25 protein-coding genes are annotated in these 25,056 nt (G+C 69.7%); 13 read left to right on the forward strand and 12 right to left on the reverse strand.

The features are described 5' to 3' along the window. Positions 1-3 precede the first annotated feature (3 nt). Positions 4-756 carry a protein phosphatase 2C domain-containing protein gene (locus tag JOF29_RS24200; RefSeq protein WP_209696754.1) on the forward strand — a complete coding sequence of 251 codons (753 nt, stop codon included), beginning with the start codon at positions 4-6 and terminating at the stop codon, positions 754-756. Here the strand turns inward: JOF29_RS24200 and JOF29_RS24205 are convergent. From JOF29_RS24205 to JOF29_RS24215, 3 genes are read right to left on the reverse strand one after another with little or no spacing between them, the layout of a single operon-like run. Then, entirely contained in the window at positions 744-1,631 is an 888-nt protein-coding gene (locus JOF29_RS24205) for a DUF4328 domain-containing protein (RefSeq protein ID WP_209696755.1), read from the reverse strand. The two genes, JOF29_RS24200 and JOF29_RS24205, sit on opposite strands and share 13 nt — an antisense overlap. 28 nt (positions 1,632-1,659) lie before the next feature. Beyond that, positions 1,660-3,183 carry a glycerol-3-phosphate dehydrogenase/oxidase gene (locus JOF29_RS24210; protein ID WP_209696756.1) on the reverse strand — a complete coding sequence of 508 codons (1,524 nt, stop codon included), beginning with the start codon at positions 3,181-3,183 and terminating at the stop codon, positions 1,660-1,662. Next, positions 3,180-3,800, reverse strand: a complete 621-nt coding sequence (locus JOF29_RS24215; protein WP_209699978.1) for a TetR/AcrR family transcriptional regulator — start codon at positions 3,798-3,800, stop codon at positions 3,180-3,182. The genes JOF29_RS24210 and JOF29_RS24215 overlap by 4 nt, the downstream gene beginning before the upstream one ends. Before the next feature lie 118 nt (positions 3,801-3,918). Between JOF29_RS24215 and JOF29_RS24220 the strand changes: the two genes are divergently transcribed. After that, on the forward strand, positions 3,919-5,478 hold the full coding sequence (locus tag JOF29_RS24220; RefSeq protein WP_209696757.1) for an FAD-binding oxidoreductase: 1,560 nt from the start codon (positions 3,919-3,921) through the stop codon (positions 5,476-5,478). A 33-nt stretch (positions 5,479-5,511) separates the two neighbouring features. Here the strand turns inward: JOF29_RS24220 and JOF29_RS24225 are convergent, their stop codons facing one another. Further along, positions 5,512-5,709 (reverse strand): hypothetical protein, encoded by a 198-nt coding sequence (locus JOF29_RS24225; RefSeq protein ID WP_209696758.1) that lies wholly within the window; start codon positions 5,707-5,709, stop codon positions 5,512-5,514. 119 nt (positions 5,710-5,828) lie between these two features. Between JOF29_RS24225 and JOF29_RS24230 the strand changes: the two genes are divergently transcribed. Beyond that, positions 5,829-6,548 (forward strand): SDR family NAD(P)-dependent oxidoreductase, encoded by a 720-nt coding sequence (locus tag JOF29_RS24230; protein ID WP_209696759.1) that lies wholly within the window; start codon positions 5,829-5,831, stop codon positions 6,546-6,548. Next, a complete protein-coding gene (locus JOF29_RS24235) occupies positions 6,545-7,549 on the forward strand; it encodes an S-adenosylmethionine:tRNA ribosyltransferase-isomerase (RefSeq protein WP_209696760.1) in 1,005 nt (334 codons plus the stop codon). The genes JOF29_RS24230 and JOF29_RS24235 overlap by 4 nt, the downstream gene beginning before the upstream one ends. 2 nt (positions 7,550-7,551) lie before the next feature. On the opposite strand, the gene JOF29_RS24240 is transcribed toward JOF29_RS24235, so the two are convergent. The 3 genes from JOF29_RS24240 to JOF29_RS24250 all read right to left on the reverse strand — a co-directional run bounded on the left by JOF29_RS24240 (position 7,552) and on the right by JOF29_RS24250 (position 9,177). After that, entirely contained in the window at positions 7,552-7,716 is a 165-nt protein-coding gene (locus tag JOF29_RS24240; protein ID WP_209696761.1) for a hypothetical protein, read from the reverse strand. Positions 7,717-7,823: 107 nt separating this feature from the next. After that, entirely contained in the window at positions 7,824-8,570 is a 747-nt protein-coding gene (locus JOF29_RS45515; RefSeq protein ID WP_209696762.1) for a rhomboid family intramembrane serine protease, read from the reverse strand. A gap of 64 nt (positions 8,571-8,634) precedes the next feature. Further along, entirely contained in the window at positions 8,635-9,177 is a 543-nt protein-coding gene (locus JOF29_RS24250; RefSeq protein WP_209696763.1) for a peptidylprolyl isomerase, read from the reverse strand. A 241-nt stretch (positions 9,178-9,418) separates the two neighbouring features. On the opposite strand from JOF29_RS24250, the gene JOF29_RS24255 reads away from it, so the two are divergent. After that, positions 9,419-10,216: a hypothetical protein gene (locus JOF29_RS24255; RefSeq protein ID WP_209696764.1), complete on the forward strand. Its 798-nt coding sequence runs from the start codon at positions 9,419-9,421 to the stop codon at positions 10,214-10,216. Between the two features lie 86 nt (positions 10,217-10,302). Here the strand turns inward: JOF29_RS24255 and JOF29_RS24260 are convergent, their stop codons facing one another. Beyond that, entirely contained in the window at positions 10,303-10,617 is a 315-nt protein-coding gene (locus tag JOF29_RS24260) for a hypothetical protein (protein ID WP_209696765.1), read from the reverse strand. Between the two features lie 154 nt (positions 10,618-10,771). Further along, positions 10,772-11,245: a methylated-DNA--[protein]-cysteine S-methyltransferase gene (locus tag JOF29_RS24265; RefSeq protein WP_209696766.1), complete on the reverse strand. Its 474-nt coding sequence runs from the start codon at positions 11,243-11,245 to the stop codon at positions 10,772-10,774. 139 nt (positions 11,246-11,384) lie between these two features. Between JOF29_RS24265 and JOF29_RS24270 the strand changes: the two genes are divergently transcribed. The 3 genes from JOF29_RS24270 to JOF29_RS24280 all read left to right on the forward strand — a co-directional run bounded on the left by JOF29_RS24270 (position 11,385) and on the right by JOF29_RS24280 (position 15,064). Beyond that, complete coding sequence (locus JOF29_RS24270; RefSeq protein WP_245359411.1) at positions 11,385-12,083, forward strand: DUF4328 domain-containing protein; 699 nt, start codon at positions 11,385-11,387, stop codon at positions 12,081-12,083. Positions 12,084-12,312: 229 nt separating this feature from the next. Continuing rightward, positions 12,313-14,262 (forward strand): DUF4328 domain-containing protein, encoded by a 1,950-nt coding sequence (locus tag JOF29_RS24275; RefSeq protein WP_245359413.1) that lies wholly within the window; start codon positions 12,313-12,315, stop codon positions 14,260-14,262. 13 nt (positions 14,263-14,275) lie between these two features. Continuing rightward, positions 14,276-15,064, forward strand: coding sequence for a sugar phosphate isomerase/epimerase family protein (locus tag JOF29_RS24280; protein WP_209696769.1), 789 nt, complete (start codon positions 14,276-14,278; stop codon positions 15,062-15,064). Here the strand turns inward: JOF29_RS24280 and JOF29_RS24285 are convergent. After that, positions 15,031-15,591 carry a TetR/AcrR family transcriptional regulator gene (locus JOF29_RS24285; RefSeq protein WP_209696770.1) on the reverse strand — a complete coding sequence of 187 codons (561 nt, stop codon included), beginning with the start codon at positions 15,589-15,591 and terminating at the stop codon, positions 15,031-15,033. The genes JOF29_RS24280 and JOF29_RS24285 overlap by 34 nt on opposite strands. A 125-nt stretch (positions 15,592-15,716) precedes the next feature. Between JOF29_RS24285 and JOF29_RS24290 the strand changes: the two genes are divergently transcribed. Then, positions 15,717-16,862, forward strand: a complete 1,146-nt coding sequence (locus tag JOF29_RS24290; RefSeq protein WP_245359415.1) for an FAD-dependent oxidoreductase — start codon at positions 15,717-15,719, stop codon at positions 16,860-16,862. Between the two features lie 58 nt (positions 16,863-16,920). Here JOF29_RS24290 and JOF29_RS24295 read toward each other — a convergent pair whose 3' ends face one another. Further along, the gene (locus tag JOF29_RS24295; RefSeq protein ID WP_209696771.1) at positions 16,921-17,919 is read right to left on the reverse strand and encodes a LacI family DNA-binding transcriptional regulator; all 999 of its coding nucleotides are present in this window, start codon (positions 17,917-17,919) and stop codon (positions 16,921-16,923) included. 119 nt (positions 17,920-18,038) lie between these two features. Here JOF29_RS24295 and arfA point away from each other — a divergent pair, with 119 nt between their 5' ends. From arfA to JOF29_RS24310, 3 genes are read left to right on the forward strand one after another with little or no spacing between them, the layout of a single operon-like run. Further along, positions 18,039-19,526 (forward strand): arabinosylfuranosidase ArfA, encoded by a 1,488-nt coding sequence (gene arfA / locus JOF29_RS24300; protein ID WP_209696772.1) that lies wholly within the window; start codon positions 18,039-18,041, stop codon positions 19,524-19,526. Positions 19,527-19,545: 19 nt separating this feature from the next. Continuing rightward, a complete protein-coding gene (locus tag JOF29_RS24305) occupies positions 19,546-21,756 on the forward strand; it encodes a family 43 glycosylhydrolase (RefSeq protein ID WP_307863646.1) in 2,211 nt (736 codons plus the stop codon). Further along, positions 21,756-22,646 carry a glycoside hydrolase family 43 protein gene (locus JOF29_RS24310; protein ID WP_209696773.1) on the forward strand — a complete coding sequence of 297 codons (891 nt, stop codon included), beginning with the start codon at positions 21,756-21,758 and terminating at the stop codon, positions 22,644-22,646. Before JOF29_RS24305 ends, JOF29_RS24310 begins: the two co-directional genes overlap by 1 nt. Before the next feature lie 35 nt (positions 22,647-22,681). Here the strand turns inward: JOF29_RS24310 and pdxR are convergent, their stop codons facing one another. Beyond that, positions 22,682-24,049 (reverse strand): MocR-like pyridoxine biosynthesis transcription factor PdxR, encoded by a 1,368-nt coding sequence (pdxR, locus tag JOF29_RS24315; protein ID WP_209696774.1) that lies wholly within the window; start codon positions 24,047-24,049, stop codon positions 22,682-22,684. A gap of 27 nt (positions 24,050-24,076) precedes the next feature. Between pdxR and JOF29_RS24320 the strand changes: the two genes are divergently transcribed. Next, positions 24,077-25,021 carry an RNA polymerase sigma-70 factor gene (locus JOF29_RS24320; RefSeq protein WP_209696775.1) on the forward strand — a complete coding sequence of 315 codons (945 nt, stop codon included), beginning with the start codon at positions 24,077-24,079 and terminating at the stop codon, positions 25,019-25,021. Positions 25,022-25,056 lie beyond the last annotated feature (35 nt).

Raw genomic sequence — 25,056 nt, forward strand, 5'->3', positions numbered from 1 at the left:
TCCGTGCAGATTCGCTCGCTCAGTGAGGCCGCGCCGGATCGGCGACCACCTGCCGTCAACGAGGATCTCGTGCTGACCGGCCCCGACTTCACGCTCGTCCTCGACGGCGCCACCGCGCCGAAGGGCGTCGACTCCGGCTGTCGGCACGACGTCCCGTGGCTGGTGAAGCAGCTCGCGATCCAGTTGGCGCCGGCGCTGCTCGCCCAGTCGTCCGCCCCGCTGCCCGACCTGCTCGCGGAGGCGATCGCCGGAGTCCGGGCGACCCACGCAGACACCTGCGACGTCAGCAATCCGGACAGTCCGTCGTCAACGGTCTCGATGGTTCGGCTGCACCCGGATCACGTCGAGTACCTGGTGCTGGCCGACTCGCCCGTCGTGATGCGTTCCCCCGAAGGCCAGATCACCGTCCACAGCGACGACCGGATCGAGCAGCTCCCGGAACGGACCCTGGAGGCGGTACGCCGGTTGCGTAACCAGCCGGGTGGTTTCTGGGCGGCGAGCACCGAGCCGAAGGCGGCGTACGAGGCGATCACCGGGAGTACGGACCTGGCCGCCGTGGACGTGATCGCGATCCTGTCCGACGGCGCGTCCCGTTTCACCGAGCAGTACGGGCACTCGTGGGACGAGCTGATCGACGTACTCACGACCGCTGGTCCACGACAGCTGATCGATCGGGTCCGGGAGCACGACGCAACCTCGACGGGCCGGTGGAAGCAGTACGACGATGCGAGCGTCGTGCTCCTTCAGCGGCCGTAGGTCGGGAAGCCCGGACCGGGCGGCTGCGACCGCGGGGCGTACTGCGGCGTGAGCGGCGGCGGCACCTGGTCCTGCACCGGCGGCGGCGCTGTCCGTTCCTGCTGCCAGTCGCCGATCTGGAGCATCAGGAGAGCCATCGCGACACCGGCCACGATCAGCAGCACGGTCGCGACCGTGAACCCGATGTCCACGCCCAGCGCGACATGCACCATGAAGTCCTGCAGGTCGTAGACGTCGACGTACTGGCCGGCGCCGTTGTCGGTCGCCTGGACGAGACGCACGATCCAGACGATGAAGCCCACCACCGCGACCGATCCGCCGCCGACCATGATCACCCAGAAGCCGGTCCACGTCGCCCACCATCCGTACAGCAGTGCGCGGACCCGCCCAACCGGCCGCGCAGGTGGCTTGCTGGCGCGGACGACGTCGTCGACGATCTGGAACGGGTACCAGAACTGCACGATCGGGCAGAACCACGAGCCGATCACCCAGCCCGGCGCGCGACGGTGCAGGAGGTGCTGCGGCACGAACGGTGAATGCAGGAAGTCGACGTTGTCGCGGGCGCGCCACAGCCAGAGCAGGAACGCGATCGCGGTCCCGATCAACAGGTAGCCGAGCAGGTCCAGCAACGGTCCGGTACCGGCGACCGACCGCGCGCCGCGCTCGATCTCCGCGTCCGAGAGCAGCCCGTACACGAGGCGCTTGACCTCGTCGTACGAGCGCCAGAGCAGCACGCACTGGATGATCGCGGCGATCACGGTCAGCCCCATCAGCGCCATGCTGACGATCGCGACCGCCCGCAACGGCCGGAACGGCCGCGGCACCGGCTGATACGGCTCCGGCCCCGGATACGGCCACGGATAAGGCTGCGTCACCTTCCACCTCCCCGCAGCCAAGTTAACCTCAGACCGCCGCGAACGCCTCCCGTACCGCGGGCAGCGCCAGCTCCCGGTCCGCCGCCGACAGCCCGATCCGGGTCCGCCGATCGAGTACGTCGTCCTCGGTCAGCGCCCCCTCGTGCCGTACGGCGAACCTCAGCTCGGCGTACGTCGTCCGCAGCCCGGGCGCGATCGGCTCCTGCAACTCGGGTGGCCCGTCGATCACCTGTGGCGCCTCCACGCCGTACCGCTGGACGAACCGCGCCGGTGCCCGGACCGCGGCGAGGTGCGCGCGATCGGCCGCGCCGACCAACGGGATCCGGTGCGTCTCGCAACGCCGCAGTACGTCGACGTCGGACTGGTCGAGCGCCGTGTCGAGGGCGTCCTCCGCCATCCGGCGGTACGTGGTGAGCTTGCCGCCGACGATCGTGACGACACCGTCGTCGCTGGTGATCACCGCGTGCCGCCGGGAGATGTCGGCCGTACCGCCATGGTGGCCGGTGTCGAGCAACGGACGCAGACCGGCGTAGGTGCCGAGCAGGTCGGCGCGCGTCACCGGCTGCTGGACGGCGGCGCTGATCGTGTTCAGCAGGAAGTCGATCTCGGCGTCGGTCGCCTGCGGTACGTCGCTGACCGGGCCTGGCGCATCCTCGTCGGTGAGCCCGACGTACACCCGGTCGTCCGGCGCCGGAATCGCCATCACCACCCGGCGCAGCTCGCCCGGCACCGGCACCGTGAGGACCGCGGACAGGCCGCCGAACACGGACTGCGGCAGCACCAGGTGGGTGCCGCGGCTCGGGCGGAGCTTGATGCCGGAGGCAACCTGATCGGCCCAGATCCCGGTCGCGTTGATCACGATCCGCGCGTCCACCGACCGCGTGTCGCCGGTCAGCTGGTCCACCAGGACCGCGCCCTGCCCGGTGACCTCGGTCGCGGCCACGTGGGTCAGGATGCGGGCGCCGTACTGCGCCGCGGTCCGGGCGATCGCGACCACCAGCCGGGCGTCGTCGTACAGCTGCCCGTCCCAGGTGAGGAAGCCGCCGCGCATCCCCTCCGGGCGCAGCGTCGGCGCGTAACGCAGGATCTCGGCCGAGGACACCCGGCGGGAGTGCGGGAGGTAGTCGTCGCTGGTCCGCGCGAAGGTCCGCAGTACGTCACCGCCGAGGAACGCGGACCGCAGCAGGGCGGCCTGCACGAACCTTGCCTGCGGCAACCACGGCGCGATCTGCGGAATCGGATGCACCAGGTGCGGGGCGGTCGTCTTCATCAGGATGCCGCGCTCGACCGCGCTCTCGTACGCGATCCCGACATGCCCGGACGCGAGGTACCGCAGGCCGCCGTGCACCAGCTTCGAGCTCCAGCGGCTGGTGCCGAACGCCAGGTCGTGCTTCTCCACCAGGGCAACGCTGAGTCCGCGGGCCGCCGCATCCAGGGCCACCCCGGCGCCGGTGACACCGCCGCCGATCACGAGGACGTCGACCGCTGCCAGCGAGTCGAGCTCACGGGTACGGCGGGCCGCGTTCAGACTCGCGTTGCCGATGGAGTTCATGGCACCAGGTACCTCGTCAGCATCACGCGCAGCTCCTCGTCGAGCTTCGGGTACTCGTCCTTCCCGGCCATCACCGGGCCGGACACCGCCGACGCGAGCGAGACCAGGATGATCTGCCGGGCCAGCCAGACCGGGTCGCCGGCGCGGATCGAGCCGTCGGCCTGACCCTGGCGCAGACCCTCCTCGACGAGAGCGAGGTGCGCGACGGTGCTGCTGCCGCGGCGCTCCAGCAGGTACGGCGTGAGGAACTCCGGGTCGAGCTCGATGATCTTCCGCATCAGCGGATGCACGCGGGTCTTCGCGACCACCTCGACGACGCCCTCGACCAGGCGGGACCGGCCGTCGGCGGCGTCCGGCTGGAACGCGGACACCAGCGCGATCGTCCACTCCCGGGTCATCAGCGCGGCGACCACGGCCTGCACGTTCGGCCAGCGCCGGTACAGGGTCGCGCGGGAGACTTCGGCATGCCGGGCGATGTCGGCCATCGTCATCCGGCGCATCCCGATCGCGAGCAGCAGCTCGTACGCCGCGTCCAGGATCCGCTCCTCGCCGATCGCGTTCGCCGGGGTTGGACGGGTGCTGGCCTCTTGATCTGATTCGCTGCTACGCTGAGACATCACATGCCAAAGTGTATCAGCGACTTCGGCATCCCGGAACTGTCCAGGGGAGGTGGGAGCCAGGGGGTTCCACCTCCCCTGGACGCTACCCCGCGCGCCCCCGGAAAGGACACCACCGATGACCGAATCAGACCTCCCGGTGGCGCAACTCACCCCCGGCCGCTGGGGCGACCCCGCCCATCCGGCAGAACTCCCGGCCGCCGCGCTCGACGCCCTCAAACACCTGGGCATCCAGCGCCCGCCGGACCCGGTGGTGGAATCCGAGGTCAGGTCAGGCCTCACCGACGAGCAACTGCAGTTCCTGTCATCCGTCGTGGGCTCTCAGCACGTGGCGGCCGAGTGGGAGGCTCGCTGGGCTCACACGCGTGGGTACTCGACGACGGATCTGCTGCGGTTCCGCGCCGGCGACACCTCCGACGTACCGGACGCAGTCGTCTACCCAGCCTCACACGACGAAGTGCAAACAATCCTCCGAGGAGCCGCCGAGCACGATCTGGCCGTCGTCCCGTACGCCGGCGGCACCTCAGTCGTCGGCGGCCTCGCCCCCACCCGCAGCTTCGTCACCCTCGACCTCCGCCGCCTCGACCAGCTGACCGATCTGGACGAGATCTCGCGAACGGCAACCCTGCAAGCCGGCGTCCGGGCCCCGGCCGCCGAAGCCCTGCTCGCCGAGCGCGGCTACACCCTCGGCCACTTCCCGCAGTCGTACGAAGGCGCCTCGATCGGCGGTTACGCGGCCGCCCGCTCCAGCGGCCAGTCGTCGGCCGGGTACGGCCGCTTCGACCAGATGGTCGTCGGGCTCACGATCGCCACCCCGCGGGGCACGATCGAGCTCGGCCGCGCCCCGATGTCGGCCGCCGGCCCGGACCTCCGCCAACTGTTCCTCGGCTCCGAAGGCGCGTTCGGCATCATCACCTCGGTCGTCGTCCGGATCCGCCCGCGGCCGACGGAGCGGCACTTCGAGGGCTGGAAGTTCGACACCTTCGAAGCCGGCCTGACCGCGGTACGTCGGCTCGCGCAGGACGGCCCGCTCCCGACCGTGCTGCGGCTGCCGGACGAGGTCGAGACCGCGGTGAACCTCGCCGACCCGGACGTCCTCGGCAGCAGCGCCGGCGGCGTACTCGCGATCATCGGCTTCGACGGCCCGTACAACCAGGCGACCGCCGACGTACTCACCGCGGCAGGCGGTACGAACCTCGGCGAAGGGCCCGGCGAGACGTGGCGGGTCGGCCGGTACCGCGCGCCGTACCTCCGCGACCCGCTCCTCGACGAAGGCGCCCTGGTGGAGACCCTGGAGACCGCCGCGTTCTGGTCCCGCATCCCCGCCCTGAAGGCCGCCGTCACGGACGCACTGGTCGGCGCCCTGTCGGCGACGCCACCGCTTGTCCTCTGCCACATCTCACACGTCTACGAAACCGGCGCTTCGCTCTACTTCACCGTCGTCTGCGCCCAGACCGACGACCCGATCACCCAATGGCGAAACGCCAAGTCCGCCGCCACCCAGGCGATCGCCACCGCCGCCGGCACGATCTCCCACCACCACGGCATCGGCACCGACCACCGAGACGCCTACGTGACGGAGATCGGTCCGCTCGCCACCGAAGCCTTACAGGCTGTCAAACAAACCCTTGACCCGAACAACATCATGAACCCAGGCATCCTGCTCCCCGAGAGCTGATCCGACGTGGGAGAGGCGGCTCCCACGGTCGCGCTACTCCCGTCCGTCGAGCGCCCTGCCGATGTCGCGCTGCGCACCTGTCTTCGGCTTCTCGCCCTGGTCCTTCGAGTCCCCGCCCTTGCCAGGAGGCTTGATGCCGTCGAGCGCCGCCTTCAGGTTCTTCGAGTCGTTCCGGCTCCAGCCGCCGCCACCGTCCTTCTGGCTGCCGCTCTCGTGCACGTTCTTGGCCATGTTTCCTCCTGTCTCGTCGGAGTTGCCACGGTAGGCACAGCACGGGGTCACGGCCACGACCATTCGATGCCGACCGCAACGCTTGACTTCAAGTTTGGTTGAGGTACGACGGTGTCGGCATGACTCCTGAACCGTCGGAACGTCCTGTTGCTCTGATCACCGGTGCCTCCGCTGGGCTCGGGCTCGCGCTGGCGCATGGGCTTGCCGAGCGTGGGTGGGCGTTGGTGATCGATGCGCGGGGTGCGGAAGCGCTGAAAGATGCGGCGGACGCTCTCGCGGCCAGTACCGACGTCATACCGCTGGCGGGTGACGTCACCGACCCGGAGCACCGCGCCGACCTGCTCGACGCGATCACCGAGCTCGGCAGGCTCGACCTGCTCGTCAACAACGCCAGCTACCTCGGCCCGAGCCCGCTGCAGGCACTCGCCGCGGCTGACCTCGACGAACTGCGTCGCGTGTACGAGGTCGACGTACTCGCGCCGCTCGCCCTCACACAGCTCCTGCTCCCGGCACTCACCACAGCGTCCGGTGTGCTGATCAACATCAGCTCTGACGCTGCCGTGGAGGCCTACGAGACCTGGGGCGGCTACGGCTCCGCCAAGGCAGCACTTGATCACGCTACGAAGGTCCTGGCCGCAGAGCATCCAGCGCTCGCGGTGTACGCCGTTGACCCGGGTGACCTGCGTACGGCGATGCACCAGGCCGCGTTCCCGGGTGAGGACATCTCGGACCGGCCGGAGGCTGCCACCGTCGTACCGTCCTTCCTGCAGCTGCTCGACAAGCGCCCGGCCAGCGGCAGGTACCGAGCGGCTGACTTCGCGCCGGCGGTGACGCCGTGACAGTGCACCCGCACATCAGGTTCGAGCTACCGGACGCGTTGAACGCCGGCGAACCTCCCGAAGCGCGCGGCCTCTCCCGGGACCACGTGAAGCTGCTGGTCGCGGAGGGGTCGACCGTCACGCACACGCGCTTCGACCGGCTCGGCGACCACCTGCGGCCGGGCGACCTGTTGCTGGTGAACACCTCCGGCACGCTGGCCGCAGCCGTCGACGGTACGACGTACACCGTGCACTTCTCCGCACCGCTCGACGACGGCACCTGGGTCGTCGAGCTACGCGACGGCGACGCCCCGATGTTCGACGGTATGCCGGGACAGCAGGTGGAGCTTCCCGAGGGGCCGCTGACGTTGCTGGCGCCGTACCAGGCCTCGCCGAACCGCCTGTGGATCGCGAAGCCGCCAACCCTCGACGTACTCGGATACCTGCGACGACACGGACGGCCGATCACCTACAACTACGTGGGGAGGCGCTGGCCGCTGGCGTCGTACCAGACCGTCTTCGCGCGGGAGCCCGGCAGTGCGGAGATGCCCAGCGCAGCAAGGCCGTTCAGCTTCGAGCTGGTGAGCCACCTGGCGCCCCAGGGCGTACTGATCGCGCCGATCATGCTGCACTGCGGCGTCTCCTCGCTGGAGACCCACGAACCACCGCAACCCGAGCGGTACGACGTACCCAAGCACACATCCCGCCTGGTCAACTGGGTCAAGGCGAACGGCGGACGGGTGATCGCGGTCGGCACCACCGCAGTACGCGCGATCGAGTCGGCGGCCGTCGGCGGAACGGTCGCCCCCTCCCGAGGCTGGACCGACCTCGTCCTGGGCCCGGACAACCAGCCCCAGATCGTCGACGGCCTCATCACCGGCTGGCACGCCCCCGAGGCGTCCCACCTACTACTCCTCGAATCCGTCGCCGGCCGTGCCCAGGTCCAGCGCGCGTACGACGCCGCCCTCCAGAACCACTACCTCTGGCACGAGTTCGGCGACAGCTGCCTCATCCTGCGCTGAGGTCAGGAGGCGGCCTTGGTCGGCAGTTTGCGCTGTGAGATGCGGTTGCCGGCGTGGTCGGCGGCCTGGAGTGCGGTGACCGCACTCGGGGCTTCCGGGGCCGCCGCACGTATTACCTGATGTTCGTTGCCGGGGCGGGCGCGTTTGTCCACCGCGCGTGGGCTCATGTGGATGTCCTTACCAAGCTGGTCCCCCGTCGGGACGTCACCTGATTAGACGAGCAGTCCCCCCGGTTGTCACCTGGTTTGACGCAACTGAGCGGAACTTGTGGCATCTATGCCGCTTGATTGTTGCGGCGCTTGTGGTTCGACATCCGGAGGAAGATCCAGGCGGTGGCGGCGCCGACGACGAAGCCGCCGAGGTGGCCTTCCCAGGAGACGTTCGGGATCGCGAACGACAGGAACGCGGTGACCGCGACGTACATGATGATCCAGGTGATGTCCAAGCCGCGAGCGCGGTGGATCACCAGCAGGGCGCCGACCAGGCCGAGGACCGCGCCGGACGCGCCGAGGGTCGCACCGCCGGGGGCGGACAGCAGCCAGACCGCGACGCTGCCGCCGAGCGCGGACAGCAGGTACAGGATCGTGAACCGGAGCCGGCCGAGCATCTGTTCCAGCGGCGGGCCGAGCTGCCAGAGCATGAACAGGTTCGAGAAGATGTGGAAGATCTGTACGTGCGTGAACGCCGACGTGAGCAGCCGCCACGGCTCGCTTCCGGCCAGCACCGGCACCATCACCAGATCGCTGAGGATCTGCGGGCTGCCGAACCGGACCGCGACGAAGACCAGCACGTTCAGCGCCAGCATCGTGAACGTGACGACCTGCTGGCTGCCGCCGCGCTGGAGGCCGCCGAGCGACGTCCGGGTGCGGGGCACCGAGCGGGCGCCCTCGGTGAAACAGCTCGGGCACTGGAAGCCGACGGCGACGCTGTTCATGCACGCCGGGCAGATCGGCCGGTCGCAGCGCTGGCAGCGCACCCCGGCGGGCCGATCCGGGTGCCGGTAGCAGACGGTCTCGGTCACGCGCGTGCGTCCCTCTCTGGGAGCGCGGGGGCCGGGAGCGTCCCGGCCCCACGATGAAGCTGTGTCAGGCGTTCTTGCGCTCGACGACGACCTTGTTGATCACGATCGGGTCGATCGGACGGTCGCCCGGCGCGGTCTTCGCGGTCGCGATCGCGTCCACGACCTTCTTCGAGTCGTCGTCCGCGACCTCACCGAAGATCGTGTGCTTGCGGTTCAGGTGCGTGGTCGGGACCACGGTGACGAAGAACTGCGAGCCGTTGGTGCCGTGCCCGAACTGGACACCGGCGTTCGCCATCGCGAGCAGGTACGGGCGGTCGAACTGGAGCTCCGGGTGGATCTCGTCGTCGAACTGGTACCCCGGCGTGCCGGTGCCGGTGCCGAGCGGGCAGCCGCCCTGGATCATGAAGCCGTCGATCACCCGGTGGAAGCCCAGGCCGTCGTAGAACGGCTTGGTGACCTGCTGGCCGGTCTCCGGGTCGGTCCACTCCTTGGTGCCCTCCGCGAGACCGACGAAGTTGCTCACCGTCTTCGGCGCGTGGTTGGGGAACAACCTGATGACGACGTCGCCCTTGTTCGTCTGCAGGGTTGCGTACAGCTCTTCAGCCACGGGAGTCACTCCTAGTCGGGTTACCACTGCTTACCCCTCGATCCTGTCATGTGGGTCCAAGAACACCCGCATCGACGGGCTGACGTGTGGAGATTGGGAGGTGGGGCACAGGGTTATCGGCTCGTGACGTCGTACGATGCAGATGCAGCCGGATTTGTCCAGAGTTGTCATCAGAAACAAGCCCATGTCGCCGATGGGCGGGAGAGCTGTCCGCGGGGCGGGCGGCACCGAGGAGGGAACCGTGGGTTCGAGGAAGTCCAAGCATCGGGTCGAGGCCGCCAGGGATCGCGTCCGGCCGCTGGCCGAGTCGGCGAGCGAGAGGTTCGGACCGGCCGTCGGCCAGGTCCGTGAGCACCTCGCGCCGGCCGTTGGCACCGCACGGGAGAAGGTGTCGCCGTACGCCGAGAAGGCGGTCGAGCGGGGCGCACACCTGGCTCACCAGGCGGTGGAGAAGGCCGGTCCGGTGCTCGACGACGCGCTCGCGAAGGTCGGCCCGGCCACCGAGCACGCGGCCGAGAAGGCCCGCGGGCGGCTGAACGACGACGTACTGCCGAAGGTGACCGCCGCACTGGCCACCCTGGCAGCGGCCGCCGAGCCGGTCGTCGAGGAGACCACCCGCCGGGGCAAGGCCACCAAGGCCGCGCTCAAGGGTGAGCTCGACGTACCGACGAAGAAGAGTCACAAGCTGCGCAACGTGGTGCTGTTCCTGGGCCTCGGCGCACTGGCCGCGGCCGCGGTGAAGAAGCTGCTGACCCCGCCGGAGCCGGCCTGGCAGTCCACTCCGACCAGCGGCCGCGACTACAGCTCCGCCCCGGCGGGTACGACGACCCGCCCGGCCGACACCACCGCGTCGAACGGTACGACGTCGAACGGCAAGAGCGACGTCAAGCCGGAGGCTCCGAAGGCCGAGGCGCCGAAGGCGGAGGCCAAGCCGGAGGAGGCCAAGGACGAGGTGAAGGCCGCGTCCAACGGCGCCGCGAAGAAGACCGCCACCAGGAAGCCGACGGGTTCGGGCGAGTCCCGGCCCAGCGACTCCTGACACCACCGCAACGGCGAAGGTCCCGAACCCCACCTGGGGTCCGGGACCTTCGTCTGTCCGGGCGTCGTCTTGCGCGTACGACGCTGTCAGTCGACCTGCGGCTCCTGGTCGTCGGCCTTCGTCATCGTGTAGCGGCCGGCGGACAGCAACTGCGCGGCATACCGGTGCGTGATGCACGGGTAGGTGCCGCCACAGCTCATGCAGACCGCGTGGTTGCGGCGCGGCCACGGGACGACCTTGAACCGCCTGGTCCAGGTCAGCGGCTCCCGGTCCGGCGCGTGCATCCGGAGCGCCGCGCGGGCGGTGTCCTGGATCTCCGGGGCCGACCATTCCTCGGCGCTCTTGTTCATCAGCGCGCTGAGGTCGGGGTGCAGGTGGTCAGTAGTGCGGGCTTTGTTCATTTATGTGTCTTCCAAGGCAGGTGGGAGTTGCCTAGATCGAGCGGTGGGTGGGTTTGCGGATAGCGCTGAATCGCTCGCTTTAAACGTTAGTGCCCTGGCTCGGCCACCGCGCGCCGATTCGCCCCGTTCGAGTGTCAGATCTTCGTCAGGTCTCTCAGGTCCACATCGTCTCGAGGGCGATCCGCGCCTCGAGCTCGAGCAGGTGCCGCTTGGTCGGGAGGCCGCCGCCGAAGCCGACCAGCTTGCCGCCGGCGCCGACCACCCGGTGGCAGGGCACCACGATCGCGATCGGGTTCCGGTTGCAGGCGGTCCCTACGGCGCGGGCCGCGCCGATGTCGCCGACGATCTTCGCGACGTCGCCGTACGTCTGCATCTCGCCGTACGGGATCCGGGTCAGTTGTTTCCAGACCGCGCGCTCGAAGTCGGAACCGCCGCGGACCGACAGCGGCAGCGTGAACTCCTGGAGCTCGCCGGCGAAGTACGCCTTCAGTTGCTCGGCCGCCTCGGTCAGCAGCGGGTCGCCGGACTGCGGCCGGTCGGTGCCGCCGAAGTGCAGCCGGCAGAGCCCGGTCTCGTCGACCGCGAGCGTGAGGTCGCCGATCGGTGAGTCGACCACGGACCAGTGCATACGACCATCCTCCCCGCCACCGCCGACAGTTTCTGGCAGGAATACGCCACGGAGTGGCCGCAACCTGATGTTCTCGCCCGGTCACGCCGTGTTGTGCTATGTCTGATCCATGCCGAGCCGGCCCGCACAGGTACCGCCCTTGGACCGCTGGTTCAGTTCCGAGCGGCCGATGGGCATCGCCGCGTCCGTCCTGGTCGGCCTGGTCACCGTGACCAGCTGGTCGACGGCGTGGTCCGACTTCAACCTGTACCGGACCCGCCGGACGTACGGCGACAACGCGGACCGGTGGTCCGAGGCGAACCTGATCTCCGGCTCGCTCGGGATCGTCGCGGCGCTCGCGCTGTTCGCGGCCGCGGCGGTGTTCATCATCTGGCTCTGGCGGGTCCGGTGGAACGCGGAGATGTTCTGCCGCGGCGAGCACCGCTACACCCGCGGCTGGGTGCTCGGCTGCTGGCTCGTCCCGGTGGTGAACCTCTGGTACCCGAAGCAGGTCGTCGACGACATCGTCGCGGCCAGCGACCCGCGGACGGATCCGCTGACCACGGAACTCAAGGACGTTCCGGGAGCCCGGCTGGTCTGGGCCTGGTGGCTGACCTGGGTGACGGGACTGGTGACCGGAAACATCGTGCAGAGAGGTGTCCTTTCCGGCGCGTCGCAGCTGGGAGATCTGCGGACGAACGTCATACTGTCCTCCGTCTCGGCGCTGTTCATCACCGGCGCGGCGGTGTTCGCGGTGATCCTGATCCAGCGCATCGACGAACTCCAGAGCATGCGTCCGTGGGTGCCCTGGTGGGCCGTCGGGACACCCCAGAATCGCTTCCAACCACCTGCGCGGTAAACCAAACCGTCACGCCTCGCTCATTGCCTCGTTACCAGTGGTGATGGGCGTACGAAAAGAACACGTTAAGTCGACACCCTCTGTGCTGGGGCCGACTGCCCTGGCGTACCTACTTCGTGGTATCAATGTGGCTCGGTCACGCGGGGGCAAGGCCGGGCCGAAGCGCCGGAAAGACGACGGAGTTCCAGCAACGCGAGGGACGCGAGACGTGAGCCACCCGCAGGCATTGATGACCCCTGTCGAGGACGAGGAAGAGTGGCAGCCGCACGCGGCTGAGGAGTTCCAGCAGGTCGGGACGGTCGGCAAGATCGCCGTCGGACTACTGGGCGCATCCACCGTGACGCATCTGCTGTCCACCTGGTCCGACTGGAACACCTACTCGGTGGTGCACCGCTATCTCGGCGGGATGCCGAACGTCGGTGACGCGGACCTGAACCGCGCCGACGCGATCGCCAAGGTGACCGCCGTTCCGAACGTCATCGTCTCGGTGGCCGCCGCGGTCGTCTTCGTCGTCTGGTTGTGGCGGGTCCGGGTCAACTCCGAGGTCTTCTCGCAGGCCGACCATCGCCGCAGCCACGGCTGGGTGCTGGCCAGCTGGTTCGTCCCCGGACCGAACCTCTGGTATCCGAAACAGATCGTCGACGACGTCTGGATCGCCAGCGACCCGAAGACCCCCGTGTACGCCGACGACCTGCGCCGGTTCAGGACTCCCCCGCTCACCTCGGTGTGGTGGGTGGCCTGGATCGGCGCACTTGCGTTCGACGTGGTGGTCCGCCGGTTCCTGATGTGGATGGAGGCGACGGTCGGCTCGCTGCGCGGGATCGCGCTGGCAGGTACGGCGTCGCTGGTGCTGACCGCGATCTCCGCGGTGGGCGCGACGATGATCATCCGCAAGATCACCCACATGCAGACCACCCGCAAGTGGGTGCCGTGGTGGGACCAGGGCCCGAAGCTGAGCGCCGTCCCGACGTACGACATGAGCCAGGTCCCGTCGTACGCGAACGACGACACCGATGAGCAGCCGGTGATCTCGGAGCCGATCGCGCCGTCGCTCGGCCTGGTCCGCGAGCCGCAACTGCAGATGGCCGGCGCACCCCACCTGCAGCCGAACAACCCGTTCGCGCCCCAGGCACCCGCTCCCGAGGCGCCGGTCGCGAGCCCGTTCGCGCCGCAGCAGCCGCAGGGCTTCCCGGGCGACGGCGCCGCCGCCCCGGCCGCGTACGGCGGTGCGCCGCAGCAGCCCGAGGAAGGGCCGAAGTGGAGCCCGTTCGCCCCGGTCCCCGAGAACTGGCAGGGCAACGACGGCGGGCCGGCGACCGAGCAGTTCAGCCCGATCAAGGACTGGCAGGACGAGCAGCCGGCCGCGGAGACGTCGTACGCCGCTGCCGAGCCGACCTGGGAGGAGTACCGCAACACGATCACCCAGGACACGCTCGGTTCCGCGAGCAGCTGGCGTGACGAGGCGGCTCCGATGACCGTCGTCCAGCCGGACCCGTACTCGTACCAGCCGCAGCAGCCCGCACAGGAAGAGCACTGGGCGGCCCGCTACTCCGAGCCGTACTCGTACGAGTCGGAGTACACCTCGACGTCCTCCCCCGCGGAGGCGCAGACCGCACCCGAGCCCGAGCCCGCACCGGTTGCGCGCGCAGGTCGTCGGGCCGCTCGGGTCGCGGTCGACAGCCCGTCGGCGGTCCAGCCGGCCGTCGGGAGCCACACGACGCACGCGTCGCACTCCGGGCACACCACGCAGTCGGCGTACCAGGACCACACCGTCTACGGGCAGTCCGAGCACTCGCAGCAGTCGTCGCACGTGTCCGCGTCCTCCGGGTACTACGAGCCCGCGCCGGCGCCGAGCCACCACGCGCAGGACGACTTCCTGACCCCGTCGAAGCCGCTCCCGCCGGTGCCGTCGTACGGTCCGGAGCCGACGTACCCGGCCACCAACGACCACACGGACTACGGCTCGTCGTACCCGTCGGACCACGCGTCGTCGTACAACTCGGACTACAGCAACTACTCGTACGAGTCCGAGAGCGCGAACTACCCGAGCGAGTCGTACGGGCCGCAGTACCAGGAGCAGACGGACTACCAGCAGCAGTACCCGCACGAGCAGCAGCCGACCGAACCCGAGCAGCCGAACGGCCCGCGGACCCAACCGCGCCGTGGCCGCTGGATCTGATCAGATAGAGCGTATGCGTTTAGGATTCGCCACCCTCGGTTGTCCCGGAGCAGCACTCGACGACGTCCTGGCACTTGCCCAGGGCAACAAGTTCACCGGTCTGGAGCTACGCGCCGCGCCGGACGAGTTCACCAACACCGGCCTGTCGCCGGCTGAGCGGCGGGAGCTGCGCGGCCGGATCGAGGATGCCGGCCTGGAGATCTTCGCGATCAGCAGCTATGTCCGGCTCTGCGCCGTCGAGGAGCAGCCGCTGGAGGCGCATCTGGAGCTGGCGGCCGATCTCGGTGCGCTCGGCGTCCGGGTCTTCCCAGGTGACGACACCGATGCCGACACCGGTACGCCGGACGGCCCGAGCGCCGGCGAGATCCGGGCCCTGGACCGCGTGACGTCCGCGTCGCGCGAGGTGCCGATCCTGCTCGAGACCCACGACTCGCACTCGACCGCCCGGCAGGTCGCCGCGTTCTGCGCGCTGCTCGACACCGACGCCCCCGGCCACCGCGTCCGGGCGCTCTGGGACAGCTCGCACACCTGGTCGCACGGCGAGACGGCGGCCGAGTCGTACGCGCTGCTCCGGCCGTGGCTGGAGCTCGTCCAGTTCAAGCAGGCCGACTCGCGGCAGGACTACCGCCCGGTCGCGATCGACGAGGGCGACTTCCCGATCCACGACCTGCTGACCGCGCTCGACGGCACCCACTACCCGCTCTCACTCGAGTGGGAGCTGAAGTGGCACCCGCACCTGCCGTCCCTGGCGGAGACGCTCCCCGCCGTTCACGCCTGGCTGGGCGACGGCTCGGTCAAGTAACGCGTCACGGTCGGTCCGAGCCAGGCGACCGCCTCGTCGGTCGTCAGCTCGACCACCGGCCGGAGCTCGAGAATGTAGCGGCACAGCGCGAATCCGAGTGCCTGTGTCGCGATCAGCCCCGCCCGTACGGCGGGCTGATCGATCGCGGCCCGCTCGAACGTCGGCGTCAGCTGCCCGATGAAAACCTGCCGCATCCGCTCGGCCGCCGACTCGTTGGTGACCGCCGTACGTAGCAGCACGCGCAGCGTGTCGTCCTCCTCCCAGCGCTCCACCAGGTGCCGGACGAGCACCTCCCCGAGCTGCTCTCTCGGTACGTCGTGCAGCTCGGGCATCCGTACGTCGAACTCGGCCGCCGCCGCGAACAGCTTCTCCTTGCTGCCGTAGTACCGCATCACCATCGCCGGGTCGATCGCCGCGTCGGCCGCGATCGCCCGGATCGTCGCGCGCTCGTACCCGTCCGTGCCGAACCGCTCCCGGGCCGCCGCGAGGATCGCCGCCCGGGTCCGGTCGGACTTCTTCTCCGCCATGCCAACAGCATATGCCAACACCTGTTGACTTTCGTCGCATGCGGCCCTAGCGTAAAAGTCAACAAGCGTTGATGAAAGCAAAAGAACAAAGAAACCCTCGCTTCGCTCGGGGTAGGGGGAGGGGCATGATGACTCCGCAGAAGGCAGCAGTTGTGGTGGTGGGAGCCGGTCCGGTCGGGCTTGCAGTGGCGGTCGGGCTGCGGTTGCACGGGCACGACGTGGTGGTGGTCGACAAGCAGGCCGAGGGTGCGAACACCTCCCGGGCCTGCGTGATCCACCCGCGGACCCTGGAGGTCCTGGAGCAGCTCGGCGTGACGAAACGGCTGATCGACCTCGGCCTGGAGTTGCAGGACTTCGCGGTCCGGTCCGGCGACCGGCGGCTGATCCCGGTCGGGTTCGCGGACCTGCCGACCGCCTACCCGTTCGTCACGATGATCCCGCAGCCGGTCACCGAGCAGGTGCTCCTCGAACGCCTGCAGGAGCTCGGCGGCTCGGTGCTCCGCCCGTACGCCGCGACCGGCCTGAGCCAGACCGCCGACGGCGTCGACGTGACGCTGGACAGCGGCGACGTGATCCACGCGCAGTACGTCGTGGCCGCCGACGGCATGCACAGCACGGTCCGGGAGCTGGCCGGCCTGCGGATGCCTGGCAACACGCTGGAGTTGTCACTGAGCCTGGTCGACGTTCGCGTCGCCGACGGACTTCCGACCGACGAGGTCGGGCTGTACTTCGCGGCCGCCGGGATGCTCGTGGTGGCGCCGCTGCCGGACGGGAGCTTCCGGCTGGTGGCCGAGGTGCACGACGCGCCGGAGCACCCTGACCTGGCGTACGCGCAGCAGTTGCTGGCCAGCCGTGGCCCGCGGAAGACGCACCCGAAGGTGACCGAGGTGGTGTGGGGCTCGCGGTTCCGGATCCACGAGCGGGTCGCGGACCACTACCGCGCCGGTCGCGTGCTGCTGGCCGGCGATGCGGCCCACACGCACAGCCCGGCCGGCGGCCAGGGCATGAACCTGGGGCTGCGGGACGCGGTCGCGCTCGCCGGCGCTCTCTCCCAGGCGCTGGCCGGCGACGAGTCGGGTCTCGACACCTACGCCACGAACAGCCGGGCGGAGGCCGTCCGCGTGATCGGGCTGGCACACCGGCTGACCCGGCTCGCCAACGTCCCACGTCCGATCCGCCCGGTGCGCAACGCCGTACTCCGGCTGGTCGGCCGCGGCAGCAAAACCCAGACCGACCTGGCCAAGCAACTCGCCGGTCTTCCCGAGCGTTAACCGCCGGAAATGCCCCTTCACCGCCGGCATGCAGGAGGTGAACGGGCAAGGTGCGAGGTTAACCCGCGGTCGACTCGCGGATCTGCAGCGTGTGCGGGACCGTCAGGTCGCGGTGGGCGGAGTTGTCGTCGCCGGTGATCCGGTCGAGGAGCAGGGCGACCGCGTTGTCGGCCAGCCACTCCTTGTCCGGTGAGATCGTGGTCAGCGACGGCGAATAGAACCGGCCGTCCTCGATGTCGTCGAAGCCGGCCACTGCGACGTCCCCGGGCACGCTGAGCCCGGCGTCGGCCAGGCTGCGCAGCGCACCCAGCGCCAGCAGGTCGTTGAAGCAGAACACCGCGTCCGGCGGTTTCGGCAAGGCCAGCAGCTCGCGCATCGCCGTCGCACCGTCCGCCCGGTGGTACCCGGACCCGGCCAGTTCGAGGGCGGGGTCGTGCGGCAGCCCGGCCTCCTTGAGCGCCTTCCGGTACCCCTTCCGCCGGACCGCTCCGGTACTGGTCCCGCCGACGCCGATGGCCGCGATCCGGGTCCGGCCGAGCGAGATCAGATGCGTGGTCGCGTCGTACGACGCCTGCACCGAGTCGACGGCGACGCGGTCGAACTGGCCGCCGGCCGGGCGTTCGCCGAGCAGCACCAGCGGCTTCCCGATCGCGACCGAGGTGAGCTTGGCCGGGGCGGTGGCCAGCGGCGAGAAGATGATGCCGTCGATCAACTGCCCGCGCATCCCGTCCAGCACGACCCGCTCGGCGGCCGCCTCGCCCTCGGTCTGGTCGATCAGCACGGTGATCCCGCGGCGCTTCGCGGCCCGGCTGATCGCGGCGCCGAGCTCGGCGAAGTACGGCGATCCCATCTCCGGGATGGCTAGTGCGATGAAGTCCGAGCGGCCCTTGCGCAGTGAGCGGGCGCTGACGTTCGGCCTGTAGTCCAGCGCGGCGATCGCGGCCTCGACCTTTTCCCGGGTCTGAGCGGTGATGTGCGGGTAGTCGTTGATCACGTTCGAGACGGTCTTCACCGAAACCCCGGCCCGAGCGGCCACATCGCTGAGCCTGGTCGCCATCGGAGCGCCTCCTGTCACCGTCGTGTCGCCCGAGTGTCCCATCGCCGAGCCCTTTACACCGATTGTCAATCGTTGTAGACATCCACGGTAAACGTTGTAAACGTCTCTGGGGAGGCCCTGTGGCTCGGCTTGTGGTGGACCCGGCGTTCGTGGTCGGTGGGTTGGACCGGCGGGTGTTCGGCTCGTTCGTCGAGCACATGGGCCGCTGTGTCTACACCGGCATCTACGAGCCCGGGCATCCTCGTGCCGACGCGGACGGGTTCCGGCAGGACGTGCTCGAGCTGGTCCGGGAGCTCGGCGTCACCGCGGTGCGGTACCCGGGCGGCAACTTCGTCTCGAACTACGACTGGGAGGACGGCGTCGGGCCGAAGGACGAGCGGCCCCGGCGGCTGGACCTGGCCTGGCGGGCGATCGAGTCGAACCAGTTCGGCACCGACGAGTTCGTCGCCTGGGCGCGGAAGGCGGAGGTGCAGCCGATCTGGGCCGTGAACCTCGGCACCCGCGGCATCCGGGACGCCGTCAACCTGCTCGAGTACTGCAACCTCCCGGCCGGAACCGCCCTGTCCGACCGCCGGATCGCGAACGGCAGCCCGGAGCCGCACGACATCCGGACCTGGTGCCTGGGCAACGAGATGGACGGCCCGTGGCAGATCGGGCACAAGACCGCCGAGGAGTACGCCCGGCTGGCCGAGGAGACCGCGAACGCGATGCGCCGGGTCGACCCCGGCCTCGAACTGGTCGCCTGCGGATCGAGCAACGCCGGGATGCCGACGTTCGGCGAGTGGGAGCGCGTCGTCCTGGAGCGCAGCTACGACCTGGTCGACCACATCAGCCTGCATGCGTACTACGAACCGAAGGACCGCGACCAGACCAGCTTCCTCGGGTGCGCCGAGGAGATGGACCGGATGATCTCCTCGGTGATCGCGACCGCCGACCACGTCAAGGCGCTGAAGCGCAGCGACAAGGAGCTGACGCTCTCGTTCGACGAGTGGAACGTGTGGCGCCAGCAGGAGTTCCCCGGCGAGCTCGGTCTGGACATCCGCGAGGCCGGCCCGCTGATCGAGGACACCTACACGGTCGACGACGCGGTGGTGGTCGGCAGCCTGCTGATCACGCTGCTCCGGCACGCCGACCGGGTGAAGATCGCTTGCCTCGCGCAACTGGTGAACGTGATCGGCCCGATCCGTACCGAGCCGGGCGGCCGCGCCTGGCGGCAGACGATCTTCTACCCGTTCGCGCTGACCGCGCAGTACGCCGGCCCGACCGTGCTGCAGACCGCGATCTCCGGTGGGCCGGACCTCGAGACCGCCGCGTTTGGGCGGATCCCGGCGTTGTGGAGCACGGCGACGTACGACGAGACCACCGGGGAGACCGCGATCTTCGTGGTGAACCGGAGTGAGACCGACAAGATCGACCTGGAGGTCCCGGTGACCGGACGGCTCCGCCGGCACCTTGCCTTGTACGACGACGACCGCTCCGCTGTGAACACGGCGGACGATCCGGACCGGGTGAAGCCCCGGGCCGTCGACACCACCGAAGTTGTCGACGGTGTCTGCCGTGCCACGCTGCCGCCCGCATCGTGGCACGTGATCCAGCTCAGCAGTTGATCCCAGAGGGGACCCGCCCGTGCCTCCGAAACGACTACTCGCCGCAGCCCTGACTGTGGCCGCGATCGCTGCCGGTACGTCGGCCGCGACCGCCGCACCAGTGGTGACCACGACCAACCCGATCACCTCGAGCTTCGCCGACACGTTCGCCGACCCGTCGATCATCCAGGGCCGGGACGGCTACTGGTACGCGTACGCCACCTCCGACCCGCTGGTGGCGAACGGCCCGTTCGGCCTGATGCACATGGCCCGGACCAAGGACTTCAGCTCCTGGGAGTACCTCGGCACGGTCTTCAACGACCAGACGAAACCGTCCTGGGCCGCGCCCGGCTCGTTCTTCTGGGCACCCGACATCCGGTACTTCGACGGTCACTACGTCATGTACTTCACCGTCACCGACACCCTCGCCAACCCCGGCGGCGATCCGGCGATCGGGGTCGCGACCGCCCCGGCACCCGGCGGCCCGTGGACCGCGACCAGCGGCCCGGTCGTCGCACCGCGCCCGGACGGCAACGGCGGCTACCTCGGCACCATCGACCCGGCGATGCTGACCGCTGCCGACGGCAAGCGCTACCTGTACTACGGCGGCTTCTACGGCGGCATCTCCGTCACCGAACTGAGCGCCGACGGCATGCACGCGGTCGGTACGCCGACGCAGGTCACGATCGGCGACCGGTACGAGGGCTCGTACGTCGTCTACCGCGACGGCTGGTACTACTTCATGGGCTCGTCGATGAACTGCTGCGCCGGTCCCACCACCGGGTACTCCGTCTTCGCCGGCCGCTCCCGTTCGCCGCGCGGGCCGTTCCTCGACGCCGACGGCGCGGCGCTCACCGACTCCCGGGTCGGCGGTACGACCGTCATCACCCAGAACGGCAACCGGTGGATCGGCCCCGGGCACCACGCGTTCATCACCGACGCGGCCGGGCAGGACCACATCGTGTACCACGCGATCGACCGGAACCAGTCGTGGCTGACGACGCCGTTCGGGATCAACCGGCGGCCGATGCTGATCGACAACATCGACTGGATCGACGGCTGGCCGCGGACCAACGCCGGCGCCGGCCCGTCCGAGAACCCGGTCGCCGCACCCACCACCGGCTCCGCGCTCGGCATCGACTCCACCGATCCGGCCGCCGGCCTGCTCGGCGCCACCCGCCAATCGGGCGACGCGCTCGGCGGCCCGACAGCCACCCTCTCCGGCGCCGCCCAAACCCGCCAGTCCGCACCAGGCGGATCCCTCCGGGTGGAAGCCGATGTCAAGCTCGGCTCGTCCTTCACCACAGTGCTGGGTAATCAGGTGGTGGCGACTGTTGCGAACAACCGGCTGACGGTGACGGCCGGTCGGCGTACGTCGTCGGTGAATCTGCCGGCGGACTTCGACCGTACGCAGTGGAACAAGCTGTCCGTACAAGTCTCCGGATCCACCGTGACGGCGCGACTGAATGACGCGGGCCTGGGCGATGTCTACGGAGAGGCGCAGCTGGCGGTACCTGGGCTGGAGCTCAAGTCCGCACCGGTGCGGTGGTTGGGATCGGCGGAGGTGGACAACCTGACCGTTCGTTCCGTGGCCAAGCCTGTGGGCAAGATGGTTGCTGTGCCGCGGACCGGGAAGCTGCTGGCGGGTGACGACTTCAACAGGCCCCTTGGTGCGGACTGGTCGTGGATCAGGAAGGACGACAAGGCGACCGTTGCCGACGGCAAGTTGTCGTGGCCGCTGGAGAACGCAGACCTGACCGGCAAGTCGAACAACGCCGGGCTGCTGCTGCACAGCACACCGGCCGGGGACCGCTGGATCGCGGAGACCAAGCTGCACCTCGACACCGGGCAGGGCGACGTCCGCAACTACCAGCAGGCCGGGATGATCGCCTACCTCAACGACGACGACTTCGCCCGGCTCGGAAGCGTGGCGATCTGGAAGACCCGCCAGACGGAGTACGGCCGGGAGCTCGTCGCCCGCCCGTCGGACGGCGCCACGTCGTACGGCGCGGCCGCGATCGGTCGCTCGGCGCCGACGCTGTGGATGCGGCTCGCGTACCACAAGAACGCCGCCGGCGAGCACGTGTACCGGGCCGGGACGTCGGTGGACGGCAAGAACTGGACCTGGGGCGCGTCCTGGGTGCTGCCGTCCGCGGCGAAGATCGGCATCTACGCACACGGCGAGTTCGCCGGCGCGAACCCGCCGCCGGTGGCGACCTTCGACTACCTCCACTTCTACGAAAGCAGATAATGGCATTCTCCAACCCGGTGTACGACGGTGGTTTCGCCGATCCGCAGATCATTGCGGTAGGCAACGAGTACTACGCGTTCGCGACCAACGGACCGCTCGGAAACGTGCAGACGCTGACCTCCCGCGACCTGGTGTCGTGGCAGCCGGCGGGTGACGCGATGCCGGAGGTGCCGGGTTGGACGATTCCCGGGTGGGTGTGGGCACCGGAGGTCGCGGTGCACGCCCCGGACCGGTACGTCATGTACTACACGTCCCGCGATGTCGCCGCCGATCGGCAGGCGGTCGGCGTCGCGGTGGCGACCTCGCCCGAAGGTCCATATGTCGACAAATCGATGAATCCGCTCATCAGTCAGGTCGACGAGGGCGGCTCGATCGACGCGTCGCCGTTCCGGGACTCCACCGGCCGGCGCTGGCTGTACTGGAAGAACGACGGCAACGCGATCGGCGTCGACACCTGGATCTACGTGTCCGAGCTGTCCGAGGACGGTCTCACGCTGGTCGGTCCGGTACGCCGGATGATCAAGCAGGACCTGCCGTGGGAGGGCGCGCTGGTCGAGGCGCCGTACATGGTCGAACGGGAGGGGAAGTTCCACCTGTTCTACTCCGGCAACGCCTACGACAAGGCGGCGTACGCCGTCGGCCATGCACTGTGCGAGTCGCCGACCGGCCCGTGCGTGAAGTCCGGCGACCCGATCCTGTCCACCTCCCCCGACGCAGCCGGCCCCGGCCACAACATGGTCCTCGGCGACTGGTTCGTCTACCACGCCTGGAACCCGGCCCAGGTAGGCACCGACCCGAAGGGCCGCACCATGTGGCTCTCAAAACTGACCTGGGACGGCGACACCCCCACGATCCAGCCGCCCCTCGCGCACAATCCCTTGCAGCCATAGCCTTTCCGGAGCGAACGTCGACTACTACGACCAGCTCAACGGCGGTTGAGGGCGCCGGTGAGGATTGTGAGTGCGCGGTGCAGGTCGGGCGTTGACGGTGTTGCATAACCGATGACAAGGCCTGGTGGGCCGGGGATGCTGCGGCGGTACTCGGAGAGGGGTGCGACCACGACGCCGGCCTCTCGTGCGGCGGCTGCGATCCGGCGGTCGTCGGTGGTGCCGGAGAGCAGCAGCGTGATGTGCAGGCCGGCGTCCTGGCCGATCACCTGGCCGTACGGCGCCAGCACCTCGCACGTGTGGGTACGGCGTTCGGCGTACAGCCGGCGGCTGCGCCGGACGACACGATCGAGGTAGCCGTCGCGGAGCATCGCGAGGAGTGCGGCCTGCATCGGCCAGGCGGGCCAGTCGCCGGAGTTCGCGCGGAACGTGGCGAGGCGGTCCACCATCGGCTCGGAGGCGACCAGCCAGCCGAGGCGGAGGGCGGGGCTGAGCGTTTTCGACAGCGTGCCGAGATGGACGACCCGCTCCAGGTCGAGCTGTGCCAGCGCGGGCAGCGGTGCGACGTCGTACCGGAACTCGCTGTCGTAGTCGTCCTCGATCAGCAGGCTGCCGGTACGCCGGGCCCAGCGCACCAGTTCGTTGCGCCGGGCAACGGGTAGCCGGCCGCCGAGCGGGTACTGGTGGGACGGCGTGACGTACACGGCGTCGACGTCGTCGGTCAGCGCCGCCACCTGCAGGCCGTCCTCGTCGACCGGTACGTCGACGATCTCGAGCCGGTGGTCGCGCGCGGCGGCGACCGCGTTCAGGTAGCCGGGGTCCTCGATCGCGATCCGGTCGCCGGGCTCCCGGGTGACCGTGAGCAGCAGTCGCAGCCCGTGCACGGTCCCGTTCGTGACCAGCACGTTCTCCGGGCCGCAGGCGATGCCTCGGACCCGGGCGACGTGGTCCGCGAGCGCGGCACGGAGCGCGGGCAGGCCGGCGGCATCGTCGTACCCCCGGGGCGGGGACTGCGTGGAGACCTCACGCCAGGCCCGCCGCCAGCCGGGGTCGGGCGTCGGCGCGATGTACGGGATGCCGGGGCGCAGCGTCAGCAGCTTCGCGTCGGCCTCGGGCCGGTCGGCCGGACGACGTCGTACGGCGGGTTGCAGGGGCACGACGTCCGTGACGAAGGTGCCGGCGCCGGTGCGGCCCTCGATCCAGCCCTCCGCGTGCAACTGGTCGTACGCCGCCTGTGTCACGGATCGCGACACGGACAGCTCCTGCGCGAGATCCCGCGTGGACGGCAGCCGGTGCCCCGACTGCAGCCGGCCGTCCAGGACAGCCGCGCGGAACTGCTCGGCCACCTGCAGGTGCAACGGCACCCCGGAACCCCGGTCGATGATCAGCGGCAGCGAAGTCTGCACGCGTTCAGTGTCCCGTAGGCTTCCAGCATGGCCATGACCGCGGAGGACGTGTCCCGGTTCGAGCGGTCCAGGCACCGGCTCGAGGCCATCGCCTACCGGCTGCTCGGCTCGGCGTGCGAGGCCGAGGACGCCGTCCAGGAGACGTTCCTGCGCTGGCAGGCCGCGGACCTCGGGCGCATCGACGTACCCGAGGCGTGGCTGACGAAGGTGCTGACCAACCTCTGCCTGAACCAGCTCACCTCGGCCCGCGCGCGGCGGGAGACGTACGTCGGTCAGTGGCTGCCCGAGCCGCTGCTCGACGGCGACCCGATGCTCGGCCCGGCGGACACGGTCGAGCAGCGCGAGTCGGTGTCGTACGCCGTACTCACGCTGATGGAGCGGCTGTCGCCGAACGAGCGGGCGGTCTACGTACTGCGGGAGGCGTTCGACTACCCGCACCGGGAGATCGCCGAGATCCTCGAGCTGACCGAGTCCGCCAGCCAGCAGTTGTTCCGGCGCGCGCGGCAGCACCTCGCGGACGGTCGCGCGCGGACCGAGGTCGACGAGGCGACGGCGCGGCGGATCGTCGACGAGTTCATGGTCGCCGCGACCAGCGGGCAGACCGAGTCGATCGTCCGGCTGCTCACCGCCGACGCGGTCTCGGTCGGCGACGGCGGCGGCAAGGTCCCGGCCCGGACGACCGCGGTCGAGGGCGCGCTCGCGGTGGCGCGGTACCTGCGGGGCGTCTTCAAGCCGAGCGACGCGAAGCGCCTGTACGTCGGCGGTACGGCGGAGGTCTACGCGTGGGCCGCGAACGGCGAGCCTGCGCTGGTGGTCCTCGGCAACGGCGAGGTCATCGGAGTGATCTGCGTCCAGGTGACCGGCGACGGGATCACCTCGATCCGTACCCAGGCGAACCCGGACAAGCTGGCCCGCGCGACCGAGTTGTTCGCCGCCGCCGAGCACGGAGAGCCGCTGCTGACCATCCTGTGAGCTGCTTCACAGCACGTTCCTGTCATGAATCCGCG

The sequence above is a fragment of the Kribbella aluminosa genome (assembly GCF_017876295.1).
In the GTDB taxonomy this organism is placed as follows: Bacteria; Actinomycetota; Actinomycetes; order Propionibacteriales; family Kribbellaceae; genus Kribbella; species Kribbella aluminosa.

Excerpts from the sequence above, each read along its gene's own strand:
- JOF29_RS24210 (WP_209696756.1), bottom strand. The coding sequence starts at position 3,183 with ATGAACTCCATCGGCAACGCGAGTCTGAACGCGGCCCGCCGTACCCGT.
- JOF29_RS24215 (WP_209699978.1), bottom strand. The coding sequence starts at position 3,800 with ATGTCTCAGCGTAGCAGCGAATCAGATCAAGAGGCCAGCACCCGTCCA.
- JOF29_RS24220 (WP_209696757.1), top strand. The coding sequence starts at position 3,919 with ATGACCGAATCAGACCTCCCGGTGGCGCAACTCACCCCCGGCCGCTGG.
- JOF29_RS24225 (WP_209696758.1), bottom strand. The coding sequence starts at position 5,709 with ATGGCCAAGAACGTGCACGAGAGCGGCAGCCAGAAGGACGGTGGCGGC.
- JOF29_RS24230 (WP_209696759.1), top strand. The coding sequence starts at position 5,829 with ATGACTCCTGAACCGTCGGAACGTCCTGTTGCTCTGATCACCGGTGCC.
- JOF29_RS24240 (WP_209696761.1), bottom strand. The coding sequence starts at position 7,716 with ATGAGCCCACGCGCGGTGGACAAACGCGCCCGCCCCGGCAACGAACAT.
- JOF29_RS24260 (WP_209696765.1), bottom strand. The coding sequence starts at position 10,617 with ATGAACAAAGCCCGCACTACTGACCACCTGCACCCCGACCTCAGCGCG.
- JOF29_RS24265 (WP_209696766.1), bottom strand. The coding sequence starts at position 11,245 with ATGCACTGGTCCGTGGTCGACTCACCGATCGGCGACCTCACGCTCGCG.
- JOF29_RS24275 (WP_245359413.1), top strand. The coding sequence starts at position 12,313 with ATGACCCCTGTCGAGGACGAGGAAGAGTGGCAGCCGCACGCGGCTGAG.
- JOF29_RS24280 (WP_209696769.1), top strand. The coding sequence starts at position 14,276 with ATGCGTTTAGGATTCGCCACCCTCGGTTGTCCCGGAGCAGCACTCGAC.
- JOF29_RS24285 (WP_209696770.1), bottom strand. The coding sequence starts at position 15,591 with ATGGCGGAGAAGAAGTCCGACCGGACCCGGGCGGCGATCCTCGCGGCG.
- JOF29_RS24290 (WP_245359415.1), top strand. The coding sequence starts at position 15,717 with ATGATGACTCCGCAGAAGGCAGCAGTTGTGGTGGTGGGAGCCGGTCCG.
- JOF29_RS24295 (WP_209696771.1), bottom strand. The coding sequence starts at position 17,919 with ATGGCGACCAGGCTCAGCGATGTGGCCGCTCGGGCCGGGGTTTCGGTG.
- JOF29_RS24310 (WP_209696773.1), top strand. The coding sequence starts at position 21,756 with ATGGCATTCTCCAACCCGGTGTACGACGGTGGTTTCGCCGATCCGCAG.
- JOF29_RS24320 (WP_209696775.1), top strand. The coding sequence starts at position 24,077 with ATGGCCATGACCGCGGAGGACGTGTCCCGGTTCGAGCGGTCCAGGCAC.